At 63.6% G+C, this 21190-nt stretch carries 16 protein-coding genes; 8 read left to right on the top strand and 8 right to left on the bottom strand.

The window, feature by feature from the left end; translation table 11 throughout:
* The first annotated feature begins 203 nt into the window (after positions 1-203).
* From AWB67_RS15540 to AWB67_RS15555, 4 genes are all read left to right on the top strand, one after another.
* Complete coding sequence (locus AWB67_RS15540) at positions 204-1211, top strand: YncE family protein (RefSeq protein WP_087657144.1); 1008 nt, start codon at positions 204-206, stop codon at positions 1209-1211.
* Between the two features lie 80 nt (positions 1212-1291).
* Positions 1292-2305: a sterol desaturase family protein gene (locus tag AWB67_RS15545; RefSeq protein WP_087657145.1), complete on the top strand. Its 1014-nt coding sequence runs from the start codon at positions 1292-1294 to the stop codon at positions 2303-2305.
* Positions 2306-2482: 177 nt separating this feature from the next.
* Positions 2483-3310, top strand: coding sequence for an EI24 domain-containing protein (locus AWB67_RS15550; RefSeq protein ID WP_087657146.1), 828 nt, complete (start codon positions 2483-2485; stop codon positions 3308-3310).
* Between the two features lie 9 nt (positions 3311-3319).
* A complete protein-coding gene (locus AWB67_RS15555) occupies positions 3320-4138 on the top strand; it encodes a competence/damage-inducible protein A (RefSeq protein WP_087657147.1) in 819 nt (272 codons plus the stop codon).
* A 15-nt stretch (positions 4139-4153) separates the two neighbouring features.
* Here the strand turns inward: AWB67_RS15555 and AWB67_RS15560 are convergent, their stop codons facing one another.
* Positions 4154-4618, bottom strand: a complete 465-nt coding sequence (locus AWB67_RS15560) for a rhodanese-like domain-containing protein (protein ID WP_087657148.1) — start codon at positions 4616-4618, stop codon at positions 4154-4156.
* A 370-nt stretch (positions 4619-4988) separates the two neighbouring features.
* Between AWB67_RS15560 and glnA the strand changes: the two genes are divergently transcribed.
* From glnA to ntrC, 3 genes are all read left to right on the top strand, one after another.
* Complete coding sequence (glnA, locus tag AWB67_RS15565; RefSeq protein WP_087657149.1) at positions 4989-6404, top strand: type I glutamate--ammonia ligase; 1416 nt, start codon at positions 4989-4991, stop codon at positions 6402-6404.
* A gap of 185 nt (positions 6405-6589) precedes the next feature.
* On the top strand, positions 6590-7732 hold the full coding sequence (glnL, locus tag AWB67_RS15570) for a nitrogen regulation protein NR(II) (protein WP_087657150.1): 1143 nt from the start codon (positions 6590-6592) through the stop codon (positions 7730-7732).
* 115 nt (positions 7733-7847) lie between these two features.
* Positions 7848-9353, top strand: coding sequence for a nitrogen regulation protein NR(I) (gene ntrC / locus AWB67_RS15575; protein WP_087657234.1), 1506 nt, complete (start codon positions 7848-7850; stop codon positions 9351-9353).
* A 21-nt stretch (positions 9354-9374) separates the two neighbouring features.
* On the opposite strand, the gene xth is transcribed toward ntrC, so the two are convergent.
* Positions 9375-10151 (bottom strand): exodeoxyribonuclease III, encoded by a 777-nt coding sequence (xth, locus tag AWB67_RS15580; protein ID WP_087657151.1) that lies wholly within the window; start codon positions 10149-10151, stop codon positions 9375-9377.
* A gap of 122 nt (positions 10152-10273) precedes the next feature.
* Here xth and AWB67_RS15585 point away from each other — a divergent pair, with 122 nt between their 5' ends.
* Positions 10274-11548, top strand: coding sequence for an amidohydrolase family protein (locus AWB67_RS15585; protein WP_087657152.1), 1275 nt, complete (start codon positions 10274-10276; stop codon positions 11546-11548).
* A 51-nt stretch (positions 11549-11599) separates the two neighbouring features.
* On the opposite strand, the gene AWB67_RS15590 is transcribed toward AWB67_RS15585, so the two are convergent.
* The 6 genes from AWB67_RS15590 to fixL all read right to left on the bottom strand — a co-directional run bounded on the left by AWB67_RS15590 (position 11600) and on the right by fixL (position 20946).
* A complete protein-coding gene (locus AWB67_RS15590) occupies positions 11600-13732 on the bottom strand; it encodes a M3 family metallopeptidase (RefSeq protein ID WP_087657153.1) in 2133 nt (710 codons plus the stop codon).
* Between the two features lie 175 nt (positions 13733-13907).
* Positions 13908-14762, bottom strand: coding sequence for a bifunctional methylenetetrahydrofolate dehydrogenase/methenyltetrahydrofolate cyclohydrolase FolD (gene folD / locus AWB67_RS15595; protein WP_087657154.1), 855 nt, complete (start codon positions 14760-14762; stop codon positions 13908-13910).
* Positions 14763-14982: 220 nt separating this feature from the next.
* Positions 14983-15906 carry a DUF2950 domain-containing protein gene (locus AWB67_RS15600; protein WP_087657155.1) on the bottom strand — a complete coding sequence of 308 codons (924 nt, stop codon included), beginning with the start codon at positions 15904-15906 and terminating at the stop codon, positions 14983-14985.
* 48 nt (positions 15907-15954) lie between these two features.
* Positions 15955-17280, bottom strand: a complete 1326-nt coding sequence (locus tag AWB67_RS15605; protein WP_087657235.1) for a DUF3300 domain-containing protein — start codon at positions 17278-17280, stop codon at positions 15955-15957.
* Positions 17281-17782: 502 nt separating this feature from the next.
* Entirely contained in the window at positions 17783-18421 is a 639-nt protein-coding gene (gene fixJ / locus AWB67_RS15610; protein ID WP_087657156.1) for an oxygen response regulator transcription factor FixJ, read from the bottom strand.
* Positions 18418-20946, bottom strand: coding sequence for an oxygen sensor histidine kinase FixL (gene fixL / locus AWB67_RS15615; protein ID WP_087657157.1), 2529 nt, complete (start codon positions 20944-20946; stop codon positions 18418-18420). Before fixL ends, fixJ begins: the two co-directional genes overlap by 4 nt.
* Between the last annotated feature and the right edge of the window lie 244 nt (positions 20947-21190).

A 21190-nucleotide genomic window follows, 5' to 3' on the forward strand; every position in this document is an offset into this window, starting at 1 on the left:
GGGCAAATCGGCAATCCGGTCGCGATCGCGCGAAATGGACGGACGTGCCTGAGCAGACAAAGAGTGCGCAAGGCGTCGCGACACGGACGCTGAATATCGCCTTGGCTCGCCGGAGCCAAAAGCCTCGCTGCCCGCGCGACCGTCAACGCTTTGCGTGGAGCAAACGTTCTACAATGACGCCCTGTTTTCCCACCCGAGCTTTCATGCGCAATTTCCCGCTTTCCCGTCTCGTTCGCGTGGCCCTCGGCGGCGCGGCCATTTCCGCCGCCTTTCTCGCCACCGCCGCCCACGCCAACAACGTCATCGTGCTGAACTCCGGCGAGGCAACGTTGAGCCTCATCGACGAAACCACGCACCAGGTCGTGGGCACCGTGCCCACCGGCAAGGAACCGCATCATTTGATGCCCACGCCCGACGGCACCTCGCTGATCGTCGCAAACTCAGTGTCGAACAACCTGATGTTCGTCGACCCGAAGACGGGCAAGACGCAGCGCTGGATGGAAAACATTGAGGACCCGTACCAGATCGGCTTCTCGCCGGACCGCAAGTGGTTCGTCTCGACCGGCCTGCGCCTCGACCGCCTCGACATCTACAAGTACGACGGCAAGGACATCTCCATCGCCAAGCGCCTGCCGCTCGCGGTCATGCCGAGCCACATCGCGTTCACCACGGATAGTCAAACGGCGTTCATCTCGCTGCAGGTGTCGGGCGAAATAGCCGCGATCGACCTGCCGACGCAGACCGTCAAGTGGAAGATGAAAGTCGGCAAGGTGCCGGCCGGGCTCTGGATGACGCCCGGCGACAAGTACATGCTGGTCGGCATGACGGGCGCGGACTACGTCGCGGTCGTCGACTGGCGCAACCAGAAGATCGTAAAGACGATCAAGACAGGCAACGGCGCGCACAACTTCCGCTCGCTCGCGGACGGCAAGCACGTCGCGGTGTCGAACCGGGTGGCGAGCACGATCAGCATCATCGACGAGGACACGCTCACAAACGTCGGCGACATCACCGGCCTCATGCCCGGCCCCGACGACATGGAACTTTCCGCCGACAAACGCTATCTGTGGGTTACGTTCCGTTTCGCGAAGCACATCGGCATCATCGACCTGACGAATCGCAAGCTGATTCAGACGATCGCCGTGGGCCGCTCGCCGCACGGCATCTACTTCCAGAATCGCGCGCCGGTGACGGCGCCGAACGGCGCGTGATTCGGGTTTTGAAGGGTCTTTGAAAGGCGCGTCTGTACTACCCTATAGAGATAGGCCCGCAGCGCATGTGACGGAGCACCATGTTTCAGTTCATTTTTTCGTCTCTCGATAACTTCGTTTCGGCGATGCAGACGCTTCTGTACGTCGACGTCATCCAGCCGTTCCTGTTCAAGGTCGGCCTGATGGACTACGACGAGGACACCTACGACGCGCTCTACTGGGTGATCGTCGGCGTGATGGAAGTGCTCGCGATGTACGCGCTCCTGCGCCCGCTCGAGGCGCTGCGGCCGGCAGAGCAGTGGGAGCACCGAAAAGGCGTGCGGGTGGACGTGCTGTACACGTGGATCGTCAAGCTCGGCATCCTGAACCTGTTCTTCTTCTTCACGTTCCAGCCGCTCTTCGATTCGCTGCAAAGCTGGTTACGTCTGCACAGCGTGCCCAATCTCGAAATCGACAATCTCTGGCCCGGCGTAACGACGCAGCCGCTCGTCGCGTTCGTCATCTATCTGGTCGTGCTCGATTTCGCCGGCTACTGGTATCACCGGCTGGAGCACAGGATTGGCATCTGGTGGGAGCTGCACGCCGTGCACCACAGCCAGCAACAGATGTCGCTCTGGTCCGACGACCGCAACCACCTGCTCGACGACGTCCTTCAGGCGAGCTTTTTCGCGTCGATCGCTCTTGTGATCGGCGTGGAGCCGGCGCAGTTCGTGGTGCTGGTGGCGATCACGAACCTGATGCAAAGCGTCCAGCACGCGAATATCCGCATTCACTACGGCTGGCTCGGCGACCGTTTGCTGGTGAGCCCGGCGTTTCATCGCCGGCATCACGCGATCGGTTTTGGCCACGAAGGCACGAAATACGGCTGCAACTTCGGCGTGCTGTTTCCGTGGTGGGACATGCTTTTCCGGAGCGTGTCGTGGAACCGGGAAGTGGAGCCGACGGGTATTCGTGACCAGCTTGCCGCGCCGGGTGTGACGCCCGTGAACTACGGCGAGGGCTTTTTCGAGCAGCATTGGCTCGCGTTCAAGCGCATCGGCGCTCGTCTCGTGGCGCGCCGGCAAAACTCCGACACGGACACCGCCGCTGTCTGACGTAAGTCCATGCCGCACGGGCCCGTGCGGCTCCAGCCGGCGCGTATTGGCCATTCGGCCAACTGCGCGAACTGGCTCCGCTGGTTTATTCTCTGTCGGCCAGAGTTGGAGCTTCAGCGCTGACTCTGGCCCCATGCAACGAAGTTGCTCCTTACTTTCCCTACCAAGACGAATCGCATGAATGACTTGCTGCGTTCGTTCGTGCGCGCGCTCGCGAACGCTTTTCACCCCAAGATGCTCTGGCTCACCTTCATGCCGTTCGCCGTCGCGACGGCGGGTTGGGGCGTCCTTCTGTGGTACTTCTGGCAGACGCTGACGGGCGCGGCGAGCGGCTGGCTCGACGGCTGGGCGCTCACATCGATGATGTACCGGCTCTTCGATTCCTTCGGCTTTGCGTCGCTGCATTCGGTGATCGCGCCGTTCCTGGTGGTCGTGATGACGATTCCGCTGATCGTGGTGACCGTGTTGCTGCTGATCGCGACGATGTCGATGCCGTCGGTCATCAAGCTGCTCACGCGCCGGCAATACGCCACGCTGGAGGAGCGTCACGGCGGCTCGTGGTACGGCAGCCTCGGCCATTCGGTGATAACGACGGTGGTATGCCTCGTGCTGCTGGTAGTGACGTTGCCGCTGTGGCTGATCCCGCCGTTCTTCGCGCTGATCCCACCGCTCCTGTGGGGCTGGCTCACGTATCGCGTGATGACCTACGACGCGCTCGCCGTGCACGCAAGCGCCGCCGAGCGACGCGCGATCGTGAGGGGCGCGCGCTGGCCGCTGCTTGGCATCGGCATCGCGAGCGGACTCCTGAGCTCGCTTCCGACGATGCTCTGGGCTTGGTCGGTATGGCTCTTGCCGCTGTTTCCGGTGGTCGCCGCGGTGACGATCTGGATTTACGCGTACATCCTCGTCTTTTCGGCGCTCTGGTTCGCGCACTACTGTCTGCACGCGCTCGAACGCCTGCGGTCCGAGACGGCGAGCACGGCGGTCGTGCCGCTTCAATCCTGAGGGGTCTTTATGGGCTTTGGCGTAATCATCATCGGCGATGAGATCTTGTCCGGGCGGCGCGCGGACAAGCATCTGCCGAAAATCATCGAACTGCTCGCGTCGCGCGGCCTGGCGCTCGACTGGGCGGAATACATCGGCGACGATCCTGAGCGCATCACCGCGACGCTCGCGCGCACCTTCGCCGCGGACGACGTCGTGTTCTCAACCGGCGGCATCGGCGCGACGCCCGACGACCACACGCGGCAATCCGCCGCGCGTGCGCTCGGCGTGCCGCTGGAGCTGCATCCGGAAGCCGCCGAGCTGATTCGCGCGCGCGTAATCGAGATGGCGGCCGGCAAGCCGATCGATCTCGAATCGCCCGAAAACCTGCATCGGCTGAACATGGGGACGTTTCCGCGGGGCGCGTCGATCATTCCGAACAGCTACAACCGAATTCCGGGCTTTTCAGTCGCCGATCATCATTTCGTGCCCGGCTTCCCGGTGATGGCGTGGCCGATGATGGAGTGGGTGCTCGATACGAAATACGCGCATCTGCATCACTCGAAGCCTTATGTCGAGCGGTCGGTGCTGGTGTTCGGGCTGCCTGAGTCGCGCATCACGCCGCTGATGGTCACGATCGAACAGGATTTTCCCGGCGTGCGGGTGTTCAGCCTGCCGAGCGTCGGCGATGCGTCGCGCGGTGCGATTTACGCGCGCGCACACATCGATCTGGGCGTAAAAGGCGATCCGGATTGCGCTAATGCGGCCTTCGAGGCGTTGCGCGATGGTGTGAACGCCCTCGGCGGCGAAATGGTGGAAGCGCCGCCGGGCGAGGCGGCGCAGGCTTGACAGCTTGTTGGCCCGTTACGCGCCGATCCACGGGAGGCCGCGGAAGCACCAGCCGGAAACGGTCTTGCGATGACCTTGGCCGTCCTTGTCGCCCTCGAAGCCTTCCAGCAGGTCGAACGCCTGCGTGTAACCTTCCTTCTGCGCGGCGACTGCGGCGAGCTTCGATCGCGCCGCGCTGCGGCAAAGGAACAGGACGGGCGTATCCGGGGTGGCGACTTGCCGCAGTTGTTCGATAAACTCGGCGTTCGGAACCGAGCCCGGGTAGCGGATCCATTCGATGTGGGCGTACTGCGCGCCGTCGATCCCCGGGCGACCGACCCAGTCGAGTTCCGCGCGGGTGCGGACATCGACGAGCTTGACGCGCGGGTCGAGTTGCAGCAGTTCGAACGCCTCAGCGGGCAGGATTGCGCCCGCATACGGCAAGCGGTTTTCAGCGCCACGGGCCGTGGCCTGACCGTACAACTGCTCGAGCGTGCTCATGACGCAAGTCTCCGTAAAGCTTAAAAGTTCATTCTAGCGTGGCGGCGGCGCTTGCAACACCTAAGCGCCGAGAAGCAAGGAAATGGCAGTATGCATCAAGTTGGTGCGGGGAATGAGCGATGCTCTATTTCGGTGCTAACGTAAGAAGAGTATCGGAGCGAGGCACTGTTTTTGTGCATGCAGCGAGGCCAGTACTCCGGCGCTCGATGCGGAGCAAAATGATCCTTCACCGAAAATGCGCGCTGCTTCAATCGCTTGGCGCAAGGATGGTGCGCCTGGCACGGAAGCTGCTTTTTAGACGCCGATAGTTTTCGGATCGGTACGGGGCGGCGAAGCCGTTCGCCGACTTTTGTTAATCAGGAGATAGGTAATGAGTAAATCCGTGGCCGACGTCATGCAACTCGTCAAGGACGAGGACGTCAAGTTTGTCGATTTCCGTTTCACCGACACGCGCGGTAAAGAACAACACGTATCGGTGCCGGTATCGGCATTCGACGAAGACAAATTTGAAAGCGGCCACGCTTTCGACGGTTCGTCCATCGCAGGCTGGAAGGGCATCGAAGCGTCGGACATGCTGCTCGTGCCGGATGCCGACACGGCTTTCATCGACCCGTTCTATGAAGAATCGACGCTCGTGCTGTCGTGCGACGTCGTCGAACCGGCTGACGGCAAGGGCTACGAACGCGACCCGCGTTCGCTTGCGAAGCGCGCCGAAGCGTATCTGAAGAGCTCGGGCCTCGGCGACACGGCTTTCTTCGGTCCGGAGCCGGAATTCTTCATTTTCGACTCGATCAAGTGGGGCACGGACCAATCGGGCACGTTCGTCAAGATCGGCTCGGAAGAAGCACCGTGGTCGTCGGCAATGGACTTCGAAGGCGGCAACACCGGCCACCGTCCGGGCACGAAGGGCGGCTACTTCCCGGTCGCCCCGGTCGACACGTTCCAGGACATCCGCTCGGAAATGTGTCTGCTGCTCGAACAGATCGGCATTCCGGTCGAAGTGCATCACCACGAAGTGGCGGGCCAGGGCCAGAACGAAATCGGCACGAAGTTCTCGACGCTGGTTCAGCGCGCCGACTGGCTGCAGCAGATGAAGTACATCATCCACAACGTGGCGCACACGTACGGCAAGACGGCGACGTTCATGCCGAAGCCAGTCGTCGGCGACAACGGTTCGGGCATGCACGTTCACCAGTCGATCTGGAAGGACGGTGTGAACCTGTTCGCGGGCAACGGCTACGCGGGCCTGTCGGAATTCGCGCTGTTCTACATCGGCGGCATCATCAAGCATGCGCGCGCGCTGAACGCGATCACGAACCCGGGTACGAACTCGTACAAGCGTCTCGTGCCGCACTTCGAAGCACCGGTCAAGCTCGCCTACTCGGCGCGTAACCGCTCGGCGTCGATCCGCATTCCGCACGTGCCGAACCCGAAGGGCCGCCGTATCGAAACGCGCTTCCCGGATCCGCTCGCGAACCCGTACCTGTGCTTCTCGGCGCTGATGATGGCCGGTCTCGACGGCGTGCAGAACAAGATCCACCCGGGCGAAGCCGCCGACAAGAACCTGTACGACCTGCCGCCGGAAGAGGATGCAAAGATCCCGACCGTGTGCGCCGGCCTCGACGAAGCGCTCGACGCGCTGGATGGCGACCGCGAGTTCCTGACGCGCGGCGGCGTGTTCACGGATTCGATGCTCGACGCGTACATCGAACTGAAGACGGGCGAGCTGCAACGCTTCCGTCAGGCGGTGCATCCGATCGAGTTCGAAATGTACTACTCGCTGTAAGCACGCCGGATGGCGACGCTTCATCGGCGGCCTGCCAGTGAAGCGCGCCGTTTTGCGAGCCACGCGGGATGACGAAAAGGGACGGCGCGCCGTCCCTTTTTTTAATCACCGCGCTTTAATGCGCCGCAAGTGCGCGCGGCTGAATTTCAAGATACCGACTTAACGAGCGAGGCCTCACCGCAAAGATGGTGCTCAAGAATCTGATCAAGTCGAGAAAGCCGCAGGCCGATGCGTTATCGGACGATGCGCAACTCGTGCACACCGGCTTGCTGCCGGGGCTCGAAGCGCTGCCGACCGTCGTGCTGGTGCTGGACAAGCGCAACCTGAAGGTCGCGTATGCGAATCCGTCGGCGGAATCGATGCTGGAGATGTCGCGCAAGCAGCTCACGCAGACGCACTGGCCCGAGCTTTTCGCCAACGCCGAGGAGCTGGTGAGCACGATTGCGTCGATCGCCGAGAACCGTTTCAACGCGACCCATCTCGACGCCGTGCTCGAGCGCGCCGGACGCGAGGCGCTGCATGTGCATGCGGTCGTCGCGTATCTCGAAAGTGCGGCGGACTACGTGCTGCTCGAGCTTTTCGAGAACGAGCGGCATCTCAAAAGTGATCGCGAGGAGCGCATTCACGACCTGACCGCGGTGAACAAGCAACTGATCCGCAATCTCGCGCACGAGATCAAGAATCCGCTCGGGGGCATTCGCGGTGCCGCGCAACTGCTCGAATTCGAACTCGGCGCGCGCGAACGCGACGAATTGCGCGAATACACGCAGGTGATCATCAAGGAATCGGACCGGCTGCAGACGCTCGTCGACCGGTTGCTGGAGCCGCACCGGCATCCGCATATCGTCGGCGACGTGAATATTCACGAGGTCTGCGAGCGCGTGCGGCAGGTGATCCTCGCGGAGTTTCCGCGCGGCCTCACGATCGAGCGCGACTATGACGTCTCCGTGCCCGACCTGCGCGGCGACAAGGAGCAACTGATCCAGGCGCTGCTGAACATCGTGCGCAATGCGGCCGAAGCGCTGCGCGAACGCATTTCGCAGGGCGACGCGAAGATCGAATTGCGCACGCGCATCGCGCGCAAGGTCACGATCGGCAAGCGCCTGCACAAACTGGCACTGGACTTGCATATCACTGACAACGGCCCGGGCATCCCCGGCGATATCCGCGACCGCATCTTTTATCCGCTCGTGTCGGGCCGGGAAGACGGCAGCGGACTTGGCCTCACGCTCGCGCAGTCGTTCGTGCAGCAGCACGATGGACTGATCGAAGTGGAGAGCAGGCCGGGCTGCACCGAGTTCACGATCCTTTTGCCTTTTGGAAGCTAACCTGGGACCCATGACCGAAGGTTGATTATCCAGAGCCAACATTCCGAATCATGCTTTGACGCCTGACCGTTTCGACGGGCTCACCGAACCACACGAAGACTTCTCGCCGAACGATATGAAGCCGATCTGGATAGTAGACGACGACCAATCCATCCGCTGGGTGCTCGAAAAAGCCCTGGCACGCGAGAATTTCGCGACGCGCAGCTTTTCCGGCGTGCGCGACGCCCTCGCCGCGCTCGAGCAGGAGAGCCCACAAGTGCTCGTCTCCGACATCCGCATGCCGGGTGGCTCGGGGCTCGAGTTGCTGCAAACCGTGCGCGACCGGCTGCCGGGGCTGCCGGTCATCATCATGACCGCGTTCTCGGACCTCGACAGCGCCGTCGCTGCGTTCCAGGGCGGTGCGTTCGAGTACCTCGCGAAACCATTCGACGTCGACAAGGCGGTGGAGCTGATCCGCCGCGCCGTCGACGAAAGCATGCGTGGCGAAGCGGCCTATGACGACCGCGTCACCGAGACGCCCGAGATGCTGGGCCAGGCGCCGGCGATGCAGGACATGTTCCGCGCAATCGGACGTCTGTCGCATTCGGCCGCCACCGTGCTCATCACGGGCGAATCAGGCACCGGAAAGGAGCTTGTCGCCCGTGCGCTGCACCGACATAGCCCGCGCGCGAACGGCCCGTTCATCGCGCTCAATACCGCGGCGATCCCGAAGGACCTGCTGGAATCCGAACTCTTCGGTCACGAGCGCGGCGCGTTTACCGGCGCGCAGGCGATGCGCCAGGGCCGCTTCGAGCAGGCGGAGAACGGCACGCTCTTTCTCGACGAAATCGGCGACATGCCGTTCGACCTGCAGACGCGGCTGTTGCGCGTTTTGTCGGACGGGCAGTTTTATCGCGTCGGCGGCCACAATCCGCTGAAGGCGAACGTCCGCGTGATCGCCGCGACGCACCAGAATCTCGAATCGCGCGTGCGGCAAGGGCTGTTTCGCGAGGACCTGTATCACCGTCTCAACGTGATCCGGCTGCGATTGCCCGCGCTGCGCGAGCGCAGCGAAGACATTCCGCTGCTCACGCGCCACTTCCTGCAGAAAAGCGCGCGCGATCTCGGCGTCGAGCCGAAACGCGTGTCGGAAGAGGCGCTGGCTTATCTCGCTTCGCTGCCGTTTCCGGGCAACGTGCGGCAGCTCGAAAACCTGTGCAACTGGCTGACGGTGATGGCGCCCGCGCAGACGATCGAGCAGAAGGACCTGCCGCCCGATCTCACGCCGACGCAGGAATATGCCGGCGAGAGCACGTCGCTCACGGCGAATTCGGAGACGAGCGGCGCGGTGTTATCCAGCGCAGGGCTGAACGGCACGTCGAGCGCGCCGGCGACGCTCAACGCCGCGCCGCCGGGCGTGCCGGTCAGCGTGTGGGAGAACGGTTTGCGCACGGAAGTCGCGCGGCTGTTGCGCGAGAACACGGCCGATGTCATGGACGAACTCGCGCGCCGGTTCGAGGCAGCCGTGATCCGCGAGGCGCTCGATTTCACGCGCGGCCGCAAGGTCGAGGCGGCGGAGCGGCTCGGCATCGGACGCAATACGATCACACGCAAGATCCAGGAACTACATCTCGACGCCTGATTCCCGGGCGTCTCAAAAAAATCAGCCGATCGTCGCGATCACGGGCGCGTGATCCGACGGCTGCTCCCACTTGCGCGGCACCTTGTCGACTTCGCAGGCCGAGCACGTCGCGGCAAGTTCGGCCGACAACAAAATGTGATCGATCCGCAGACCCGCATTGCGGCGGAATGCGAGCATCCGGTAATCCCACCACGTAAAGAGTTTTTCGGGCTGCTCGAACTGTCGGAAGGAATCTGTCAGGCCGAGCCCGACGAGCCGCACGAACTGCGCGCGCTCTTCCGGCGACACGAGATTCTGGCCTTCCCACGCTTTCGGATCGTGCACGTCGCGGTCTTCGGGCGCGATGTTGTAATCGCCGAGGAGCGCGAGCTTCGGGTGCGCCTTTATCTCGTCAATGAGCCAGTCGTGCAGCGCGTCGAGCCAGCGCATCTTGTAGGCGAATTTCTCGCTGCCTACAGCCTGCCCGTTCGGAAAATACGCCGACACGATCCGCACGCCGTTGATCGTCGCCGCGATCACGCGTTGCTGCGGATCGTCGAAGCCGGGGATGTTGCGCACGACGCTGCCTTCATCGACCGATACGCCGTCGCGCACCAGGATGCCGACGCCGTTGTACGTCTTCTGGCCGGCGAACCAGCTCTTGTAGCCGGCCGCTTCGAAGTCGGTGCGGGGGAATTTGTCGTCGGTGAGCTTGAGTTCCTGCAGACACAGGACGTCGGCCTGGCTCAACTGAAGCCAGTCGAGGACGTGCTGCTGGCGGACTTTCAGGGAATTGACGTTCCAGGTGGCTATTTTCATGCGTGGGTCGAAAGAGTGGAAAGGCGTTGGCGGGAATGATAACCGTCCGGCGCATACACGACAGCCAGGCGATTTTGTCCCGCTACAATCATCCCGAAAAGCCCAACCGCTCAAGGAATTGTATGGACCTCATCATTCGACGCGCGGCGACTGTACGTTCCCGCGAACTGGTCGACATCGGCATGGAAGCGGGGCGCATCGCCGCGATCGAGCCGCGACTGGAAGCCACCGCCCGCGAGGAAATCGACGCCAACGGTTCGCTCGTCACCGCGCCCTTCGTCGACGCGCATTTCCACATGGACGCGACGCTGTCCTACGGCTTGCCGCGCGTGAACGCGTCGGGGACGCTGCTCGAAGGCATCGCGCTGTGGGGCGAACTGAAGCCGGACCTGACGCAGGAAGCGCTCGTCGAGCGCGCGATGCAGTACTGCGACTGGGCCGTCGCGCGCGGCTTGCTCGCGATTCGCTCGCACGTCGATGTCTGCGATCCGCGTCTGCTCGCCGTTGAGGCATTGCTCGAAGTGAAACGTCGCGTGAAACCGTATCTCGATCTGCAACTCGTCGCGTTTCCGCAGGACGGCATACTGCGCAGCGCAGGCGCCTTCGAAAACCTCAAGCGCGCGATTGCGCTCGGCGTCGATGTGGTTGGCGGCATTCCGCACTTCGAGCGCACGATGGCGGACGGCGCGGCGTCGGTGAAGCTGCTCTGCGAATTCGCGGCGGAGAAGGGCCTGCGCGTGGACATGCACTGCGACGAAACCGACGATCCGATGTCGCGCCACATCGAAACGCTCGCGGCCGAGACGCATCGGCTCGGCCTGCAAGGACGCGTGACCGGCTCGCACCTCACGTCGATGCATTCGATGGACAACTACTACGTGAGCAAGCTGATTCCGTTGATCCGCGAGTCGGGCGTCGCGGCGATCGCGAATCCGCTCATCAACATCACGCTGCAGGGCCGCGCCGAGACGTATCCGAAGCGGCGCGGCATGACGCGCGTGCCGGAACTGCTCGCGGCGGGCGTCGATGTCGCGTTCGGCCACGATTGCGTGATGGACCCGTGGTACAGCCTGGGTTCCGGCGACATGCTCGAAGTCGCGCACATGGGGCTGCACGTCGCGCAGATGACGGGCGTGGACGGCATGCGCGCCGCGTTCGACGCCGTCACGACGACGCCTGCGCGGATTCTTGGCATCGAAGGGTACGGTATCGAAGTGGGCTGCAACGCGGATTGCGTCGTGCTCGACGCGCGCGATCCGATCGAAGCGATCCGGCTGCGAGCCGCGCGCACGGCGGTGATCCGGCGCGGGAAGATCGTGAGCCGCTCGCCGCCGGTGCGCGCCACTCTGGCGCTCGAAGGGCGGCCCGCCGAGGTGAATTTCAGGCTGGAGCGCTGAGCAGAAAAAGGCCGTCCCGACTCACGCCGGAACGGCCTTTGAAACGTCACCTCAATCGACGCGCGTATGCACCGCGTCGGCTGTCATGCCGTTATGGCGCAGCAACGCGTCGATGTTCGGTTCGCGTCCGCGGAACGCCTTGAACGATTCCATTGCGGGCCGGCTGCCGCCCACCTCCAGAATTTCGCGGCGATAGCGGATGCCGGTCTCGGCATCGAGCACCGAACGATTCGACGACTGCGCCGCTTCCTCGAACGCCGCATAAGCATCCGCCGAGAGCACTTCCGCCCACTTGTAGCTGTAGTAGCCGGCCGCGTAACCGCCCGCGAACACGTGACTGAACGTGTTGGGCCAGCGCGAGAACGGCGCCTGCGGCACGACGTGGAACTTCTCGTTGATCTCGCGGGCGACGTCGGTGACGCTCTTGCCTTCGTCGCGCGCAGGGTCGTAGGACGTGTGCAGCACCATGTCGAACATCGAGAACACAATCTGGCGCAGCGTGCCCAGGCCGCTCTGGAAGTTTTTCGCGGCGAGCATCTTGTCGAAGAGATCGCGCGGCAGCGGGGCGCCGGTATCGACGTGGGCGGACATGTCGGTCAGCACGTCCCACTCCCACGCGAAGTTTTCCATGAACTGCGACGGCAGTTCGACCGCATCCCACTCGACGCCGTTGATGCCCGATACGCCCATTTCATCGACGCGCGTCAGCATGTGATGCAGCCCGTGGCCGAATTCGTGGAAAAGCGTGATGACTTCGTCGTGCGTGAAGCAGGCGGGCTTGCCGCCGACCGGCGCGGAGAAATTGCACGTCAGGTACGCGACGGGCGTCTGCACGTCGCCGCTCGTGAGTTTGTGACGCGAGCGCGCATCGTCCATCCAGGCGCCGCCGCGCTTGCCTTCACGCGCGTAGAGGTCGAGATAGAACTGCGCGATCAGCGCGCCCTCCTTGTTCTCGACGCGGAAAAACCGCACTTCCGGATTCCAGACCGCCGCTTCGTCGCGCCGGATCGACACGCCGAAGAGCGTCTCGGTGACTTTGAACAAGCCCTTCAACACCGCTTCCTGCGGGAAGTACTGCTTCACCTCGTTTTCCGAGAACGAATAGCGCTGCTGGCGCAGGCGCTCGGCGGCGAAGGTCGCGTCCCACGGCAGCAGTTCCGGCATGCCGAGTTCGGTCGCGGCGAACGCGCGCAACTCCATCCAGTCGTTTTCGCCGTGCGGGCGCGCGCGCTTCGCCAGGTCTTCGAGAAACGAGATGACCTGCGCGGGCGATTCCGCCATCTTCGGCGCCAGCGATACTTCTGCGAAATTCTGATAGCCGAGCGTGTGCGCCTCTTCAGCGCGCAGCTTCAGATGCTCGGCGACGTTCGCGGTGTTATCCCATTCGGCTTTGCCGTTGCCGTACATCTCGCCGAGTTCGGACGCGCGCGTCACGTACGCGCGATACATCGCTTCGCGCAGCGGCCGGTGCTCGGCGTACTGCATCACAGGGAAATACGACGGGAAATGCAGCGTGAATTTCCAGCCGTCCTTGCCGTCTTTCTGCGCGGCTTCGCGCGCCGCCTGGATCACGTCTTCCGGCAGGCCCGCCAGCTCGCTTTCCTTCGTGACGATGTAGGCGAACGCGTTGGTCGCATCGAGAACGTGGTCGGAGAACGCCTTCGAGAGCGCCGCCTGTTCTTCCTGCAATTGCGCGAAGCGCGGCTTGCGATCTTCGGGCAGTTCGGCGCCGGAGAGGCGGAAGCTGCGCAGCGAATTTTCGAGAATCTTCTTGCGCTCTTTCGAGAGTCCCGCGAATTCCTCACCGGCGGCGATCGCCTTGTACTTCTCGTAAAGCGCGAGATTCTGGCCGACGCTCGCCCAGAATTCCGTCACGCGCGGCAGGTTTTCGCCGTAGGCGGCGCGCAGTTCTGGCGTATCGGCGACGGCGTTCAGATGGCCCGCGACGCCCCACGCGCGCGACAGCCGTTCGGACGCGCTCTCGACCGATCCGACGATGTCCTTCCAGGTGGCGGGGGTATCGGGCGAGCTCGCGTGATCGACAGCGGCCTTCGCGGCGGCGAGCAGTTCGTCGAGCGCCGGCGTGACGTGTTCGGGTTTGATCTCGCCGAAACGCGGCAAGTCGGAGAAATCGAGCAGCGGGTTGGCGTGGGTTGCTGACGTGGCTAACGTGGTGTCGCTCATGGCTCTCCCGGTCTCGTGTAAAAGGGGCGGGTCCGCCCTTGTTTCGGTCGTTCGCTGCGCGTTTAGAGTGATGAATCGCATGCGAACGTCAGGGAATCATTATTGGGGCGACGCGGGCAATTTCCAATCGATTCTGCCTACAGATGCGATTTTGAACGCCCAGCGGCGTTAGCGCTCAGTCAAGCGCCGCCCGCTCGGCGGCCTCGATCGTGTTGACGAGCAGCATCGTGATCGTCATCGGGCCGACGCCGCCCGGCACCGGCGTGATGAAGCCGGCCACGTCGAGCATGCCCGCGAAATCGACGTCGCCGCACAGTTTGCCCGCGTCGTCGCGATTCATGCCGACGTCGATCACCGTCGCGCCCGGCTTCACCATGTCGGCCGTCAGCACGTTGCGTCGCCCGACCGCCGCGACCACCACGTCCGCGTTCCTCGTATGCGCGGCCAGATCGCGCGTCTTGCTGTGACAGATCGTGACAGTCGCGCCGGCTTCGAGCAGCAGCAGCGCCATCGGTTTGCCGACGATGTTCGAGCGGCCGATCACGACCGCGTTCGCGCCCTGAAGCGGAATCTCGTATTCCTTGAACATTTTCATCACGCCATACGGCGTGCACGGGCGAAAGAGCGGCTTGCCGGTGAGCAGCGCGCCTGCGTTCGCGACGTGGAACCCGTCGACGTCCTTTTCGGGCGCGATCGCCTCGATGACCTTGTGGCTGTCGATGTGCGCCGGCAGCGGCAACTGCACGAGAATGCCGTGGATCTTCGGATTGCGGTTCAGCACGTCGATGTGCGCGAGGAGATCGGCTTCGGAAAGCGTCGCGGGGAAACGGTCGAACACCGAATGGAGGCCGTTGTCCTGACACGCCTTCACCTTGTTGCGCACGTAGACCTCGCTCGCCGGATTGTCGCCGACGAGCACGACGGCGAGACCCGGCTGATGTCCGCGAGCGGTGAGAGCGGCGGCGCGGGTGGCGACATCGGCGCGAAGTTTCTTGGAAAGGGCGGTGCCGTCGATCAGTTGGGCAGTCATCGTGAGTCGGTCGAGAGTAGGCAAGTGGGGCGGCGCGGCGGCCTTGAGCGGCACGCGCGAAGCGCTTCCGGAATCGTCCGAACGGGTGCGGGGCGCTTTTCGGAAGGCGCTGATGGGGAAGGCCGAAATTATACCGCTTCGGGTGGTTGGCCTGCCTTGAGCGGATTCTTGGCCGCTGAAATGTAAAAGGCCCCAAAAAGGGGCCTCTGCGACTGGTCGATCAGGGCGAAACGGGCTGCCAGGTATCGTCGGGATTGAAGGTCCGCAGCGCGGCGGCGGCCTTCGCCGTCGATCGCCCGAGGTTCTTCTGATAAACCCGCCCGTCCTGATTGACGATGAAAGTCATCACGCCCGTCTTGCCATACTCGGCCGGCCACGCGACGAGGCCGAATCCCTTCGACATCTCGCCGTCGCTCACGTAGTTCTGCGCGCCGCCCTGCGCGCTCGGCCCCTGCGCGGTCAGGATCTTGTAGTGATAGCCGTGATAGGCATCGGCGGGGAGGGTGTGGTTCGGCATCGTCGCGGCGAGTGGCCCGAGCGGGCTTTCGGGCTCGCCGGGCGCGCTGTCCCAGTAAAGGCCGTCGCGCTTGCCCGGCGTGCTGACGAAGCGCTGCGCGTAGTGCTGCTGCTGCTTCTGGTAATCGCGCTGGGCGTCGACGTAGCCGAGCGCCGCGAGCATCACCGAGCGCTCGTTGCGGCCGATGCGCCGCGTCAGGATTTCGTCGCGCGCGGCGGGCAGGTCGAACTTCCATCCTTTTGATCCCTGCACGAGCGGGATCGGCAGCGTCCAGCCGTTGCCGCCCGCCTCGACGTGCGCGCGCGCCGCGCCGCCGAGCGGGGCGGCGTCATTGACGATCTTGTGCTCCTTCGACCACGCGCCGAGGAAATCGTAGATATCCTGCTCGCCGATGTCGTCGGTCGGGATGAAGCGCGGGTAGTCGTTGCCGAGTACGTGGCGCAAGGCGGCGTGGTCGCTGGTGGCGAGGGCGTCGGCGAAGGCGTCGGCGGCGGCGTCGGGCGTCGGGTAGACGGCTTGTGCGTGGATGGCAGGCGCAGAAAACGCGCCGAACGCGGCCGCCGCGACCCACGCGATGGCGCGTGCGCGCAGTTTCTTCGATGTGGCGTGTACGGGTGTGTGACTCATCACGGGCTCCTGAATCGGGTTGGGCGAGGGTTTGAGGCGTGTACGGGACTACCGGCGGCGCATGCCGCCGCCGTGTCCGCCGCCAAATCCGCCTCCGCCTCCGCGCATGCCGCCGCCTCCACCGCCGAATTCACGGCCGCCACCGCCGCCACCGCCTCCGAATTCACGTCCGCCACCACCCGCTCCGAGGTTGCCTCCGCCTCCGCCACGGTTGGCAAGCTGGTCGCGGCTCGCCTGGCCGCGCTGCATGTCGCGCCGAGCGGCATCGCCGTCGCCGGCGCCGCGCAACGCGTTGTCGCGATTCACGCCCTGCGCGCGCTGCTGCAGATCGTTGCGGTTAGCACCCCCAGCACCCCCAGCACCTCCGGCCCCGCCGCGATTGCCGCGCTCGCCACCCTGCTTGATGTCCTGCACGCGCTGGCTCGCGGAGCCGGTGACATCCTGCCCGGTACGCGTTTCCAGCGTCTGCCGCGCCTGCGCGCGCGGGTCTTCGCGGCCGCGGAACTGGTCGGCTTGCGCGCGATTCCCGCTGCCGATGTTGCCCGTGTTGAGGTTGTTCTGCCGGTTGCTGCGATCGACGTTGCGATTGAACTGCGGGTCGTTGCGGTTCCAGTTCGCCGTCGTGTTGTTCGCGTTCAGCCGGTTGTTCACGTTGATGTTGTTATAGCGGTTGACGTTCACGTTGACGTCGTGCGAATTCCAGTTGAAGCCGCCCCAGAGCGCATTCGTGATCGCTATGCCCGTGCCGAACGCGAGCCCGGCGACCAGCGCCGAGCCGGCGTAGTAGCCGACCGGCGGCGGAATGTAGACCGGCGGATAAGCGGGATACGCCCACGCGCCGTAGACGACCGTCGGGTTATAAGTCGGCACGTACACGACTTGCGGATTCGCCGGCACGATCTGAATCGTGCTCTGCTCGACGACCACCTTCTGCTGCTCGTTCGTCTTCAGGTTGCCGGCTTGCTGCGCCTGCTTTCTCAGCCGCTGCACGGAATCCATCACGTCGTTCGGCTGCGCGAGGAACGCGTTGCCGAGTTGCGAGACCCAGTCGGGCTTCGAGTTCATCGTCGCGAGGACCTGGGGGAACGCCACGAGCGATTGCACGCTCGGGTCCCACGGCTCCGAGGCGACGGCCTTCACCGCATCGTCGCCCTTGACGTTCGTGTGCGCGCTCGACCACGCCGCCGCCGCGGTCACTTCCGACGGATACGTCGTCGCCATCAGCACCTGCGCGAGCAGCGCGTCGGGGTAGAGCGCGATGGGGGCGGTCAACGAGTCGAGCTGCTGCTTCGAGAGTTTCGCGGCCGCCGGCGCGCTCGGCTGCGCCTGCGTCTGCGTCTGCGCGAGAGTGGGCGTCGCGTGGAGCGCGAGCATCGGCGAAGCGCAGAGGGCCGCGCACAGCAGCAGGACGCGCGCGGCCGGACGGGCATCGGCGAGTGGGCGGATTCGAGTCACGATCGGGTCCTCCCGGCCGTCGCGCGCGGCGACAGCCGATGACGGGGCGCTCACGCGGGCGTCGCCGGGAATGGGGCGGGCCTGCACTGCAGCGGGAAAATTCGATGCTGGGGAAGAAAGCGCGCGCGCAGCGAACACGAGAGCACGCCGGCCGGGGACAAGCGGAACAATATCGGCGACCGAAACGTTTGCTGGCGAAGATGAGGCGTGAATGGGCGCCTGATTGCGCATGACCCGGTTCCTGAAGTTTCGGTTCGGCCAAATTAGGGCCGGGGACACGTCGTGTCAACGTGAATGCAGAAATATCACGTTTCCGAAAACGCGGGAACTAGGAAAAGAGGAGTTGACGGGAGGGGAGAAACACGAAGCGCGCCGGACCTTGACTCATCCGGCGCGCGTGCAACGTGCGTTGCGAAGAGGCTTACTGCTGCGGCTTGTTCGACAGCGCGAGTCTGAGAAGATCGGCGACGGTATTCACGCTCAGCTTCTCCATGATGTTCGCGCGGTGCGCTTCCACCGTCTTGATGCTGATGCCGAGATCATCGGCGATCTGCTTGTTCAGGCGCCCCGCGATGATCCGTTCGAGCACCTGATGTTCGCGCGCCGTCAGCTTGCCGAGACGCTCGGCGGCCGCGCGCTGCTGCTGTACGCTCGTGCTCTCGCTGCGCGCCTTTTCCAGCATGCGCTCCACGAGCTTGCGCAGCTCGGCTTCGTCAAACGGCTTTTCGATGAAGTCCATCGCGCCTTTTTTCATGGTCGAGACGGCCATCGGCACGTCGCCGTGACCCGTCACGAAGATGATCGGCAGCAGCGAATTCTCTGCGATCAGGCGTTCCTGCAATTCGAGGCCCGTCATGCCGGCCATGCGCACGTCGAGGATCAGGCACGAGATCGCGCCGGAATGCGCGATCGGCAGATAGGCGTCGAGATAGGTCTCCGCGCTCGCGAAACACTGCACGCGATAGCCATTGGCCTCGAGCAGCCAGCGCAAAGAATCGCGCACGGCCTCGTCATCGTCGACGACGAAGACGGTTTCCTGGGTGGTAACTGGACTGCTCATAGCTCTCCCGTAACGGTTTGTTGTCTGGTGTGTTCATCGAGAGCGTCCTGCCCGCCGTTGCTCGGGCTGTCGGACTCTCCAATCGGCAGACTGCAGTGGAACGTGGCGCCAGTGACGTGGCCGTCGGATTCGACGTTATTGACCACCCAAAGGCGTCCGCGATGCGATTCGATGATCGAACGGCAAATGTTCAGCCCCATGCCCATGCCGTCGGACTTGGTGCTGTAGAACGGCTCGAAAAGGCGCTCGGCGGTGGCTTCGTCGACGCCCGGACCCTGGTCCACGACGCTCACGCACACGAAGTTGCCGTCGGTGCGTTGCACGATCACGCGAATCACCGGATCGACGGCATTCGGTTTCGCATCATGCATCGCTTCGGCCGCGTTTTTCAACAGGTTCACCAATACTTGCTCGATCAAGACCGGATCGACGTAGATCACGGGCATGCGCGAACGAATTTCCGTCACGATGCGGATCTTGCGCTTTCTTGCCTCGATCTCGGCGAGACCGACCGCATCGGCAACGATATCGGCGACGCGCGATGCCTGGCGCTTCGGTTCGCTGCGCTTCACGAATTCACGGATGCGCTTGATGATCATCCCGGCGCGCACGGCTTGCTGCGCGGTTTTCTCGAGCACGGGCAGCAGATTTTCCTGCGTCATGCGGCCCGATTTCACCATCGCGACGCAGCCCGAGCAGTAGTTGTTGATCGCGGCGAGCGGCTGGTTCAGCTCGTGCGCGAGCGACGACGCCATCTCGCCCATCGTCATCAGCCGGCTCGTGAACTGGAGCTTTTCTTCCTGCTGATGCGCGAGTTCCTGCGCCTGCTTGCGCTGCGTGATGTCGGTTGCGATCTGCATCTGCGCGAGATGGCCGTCTACCCATTGAATGTACTGGCGCCGCACTTCGAACCACTTCTGGATACCGTCGACATAGACTTCCTGCGCGTCCGCCGAGCTCTCCGTGAGCGCGGTGGCGGGCAGGCCCGCATAGGTATCTACCATGTCGATGGTGTCGGACGATGTCTGTGCGCCGTCGAACCCCGCGCCCGCGAGTTGCAGGTGGCCGTCCGGGCGGATGCCGAACAGGTGCCGGTAATAGCGGTTCGCGAAGAGCAGTTCGGCTTCGTCGGCGGCGAGCACGGAGACGGCGGCATCGAGGCTTTCGAGCACTGTCGTGAAGCGCTCGTGCGCGGCGGCGAGTTCTTCGCGCGCGCGTTTGGGCTCGGTGATGTCCGTCATCGACGACATCCAGCCGGTCTGCCGCCCGGAGCTGTCGATCAGCGGCGACACGTAGAGCCGCGCGTGGAAGAACGAGCCGTCCTTGCGGCGCACGCGCAATTCGAAGCCGGACGATGGCGCCTTGCCGCGCAGCGTCATGTCGAGCTGGCGCTGCATTTCGGGATACGCGTCGCGCGGCCAGTACGGAAACGGCTTCGTCTTGCCGACGAGGTCGTTTTCGTCCCAGCCGGTCATCCGGCAGAACGCAGGATTGACGTGCGTGATGCGGCCGTGCATGTCGAGCACGCGCATGCCGATCAGTACCGAGTTTTCCATCGCGCGGCGGAAAAACGCTTCGGCATAAAGCGCCTGCTGCGCCTCGAAACGCTGCCGGGTGTGCTTCCAGAGGCTCCACAGACTCCACAGCACGAAGCACGACAGACCCGCCACGAGCCACACGAGCGTGTTGTTCGTGAAATTCGTGAGCTGCGGGTACGAATACACGCGCACCGACACGCCTTGTCCCGGCGGATCGAGCGGCAGGTCGTAGAACATGTCGCGCGGCAGGCGCGGACGGCTCGACGTGGTGGCGAGTTCGCGGTTGTTGAGATCGGTGATCGAAATCTTGTACTTCGCCGACAGCTCGCTCGGAATGTCGTGCTTCAGGATCCCTTCGATCGAAAACACCGCCGCGATCGATCCGAGGAATTCGCGGTCGCGAAAAACCGGCGTCTGCAGCGTGATGTAGCCGTTGCCGAGATCGTCGTAGAGAAGGGGGGAATAGACCTGGCGGCGCGTCGTGCGCGCTTCGTCGAAGGCGGCCTGGACGGCTTCGTCCATCTGCGTTTCGTTCGGCTTGGCCAGGCGAGAACCCAATACCGGCAAAGGCGTGTTGGGCCAGCGCGGCTTGTGCTCGCTCGTATACCAGTTCATGTACAGGATCTCGGGATGACCCTGCATGATGTCGGTGGAGGAGGTCTGGAACGTCTGCGGATCACCGTGTCCGGTGGCGATGTCGCGAGCGAGCGCCTGAATTTGTTCTTGCGCTCCCGTCATGGAAAGACGAATCTGCTGCTGGGCCCACGCGACGTTTCTGTAAAGCGTGTCTTCCTGTTGCTGCTGCTCGCGCCGATTGAGACTCCACAAGATCAGGCTCATCACGATCAGAAAGACCAGGATCGAAATGAGCGGCGTGAGTAAATAGGAGTTCGACCACCACGGTCCGTGGTGCCAGCGGGACGGCGACGAGTCTGTCGGCTTGCGCGACGACCGCGCCGAACGTGCGAAAAGCCGATCGGTCAACATGGCGGCAATTGTAACGCAGCGTTTGATTGTTAAATGGCGTAGAAAGACAGGAAACAGCCTTCAAATGGTCGCAAGGGAGCGAAACGTCTACCGAAAAAGTCTTGCCGGACGGTGCGCCGCAGCAATTTTTCGTATTATGAGATTCAATCCCGTGATTTGAAAAATTCCTTGCGTGATGGTCCGGACCCTCATTAGAATTGCCGCACGCGGCCGGCGCCGTATTGGCGCGTGATGTCAGTTCATA

The organism is Caballeronia terrestris (assembly GCF_001544515.1).
Classification (GTDB): Bacteria; Pseudomonadota; Gammaproteobacteria; order Burkholderiales; family Burkholderiaceae; genus Caballeronia; species Caballeronia terrestris.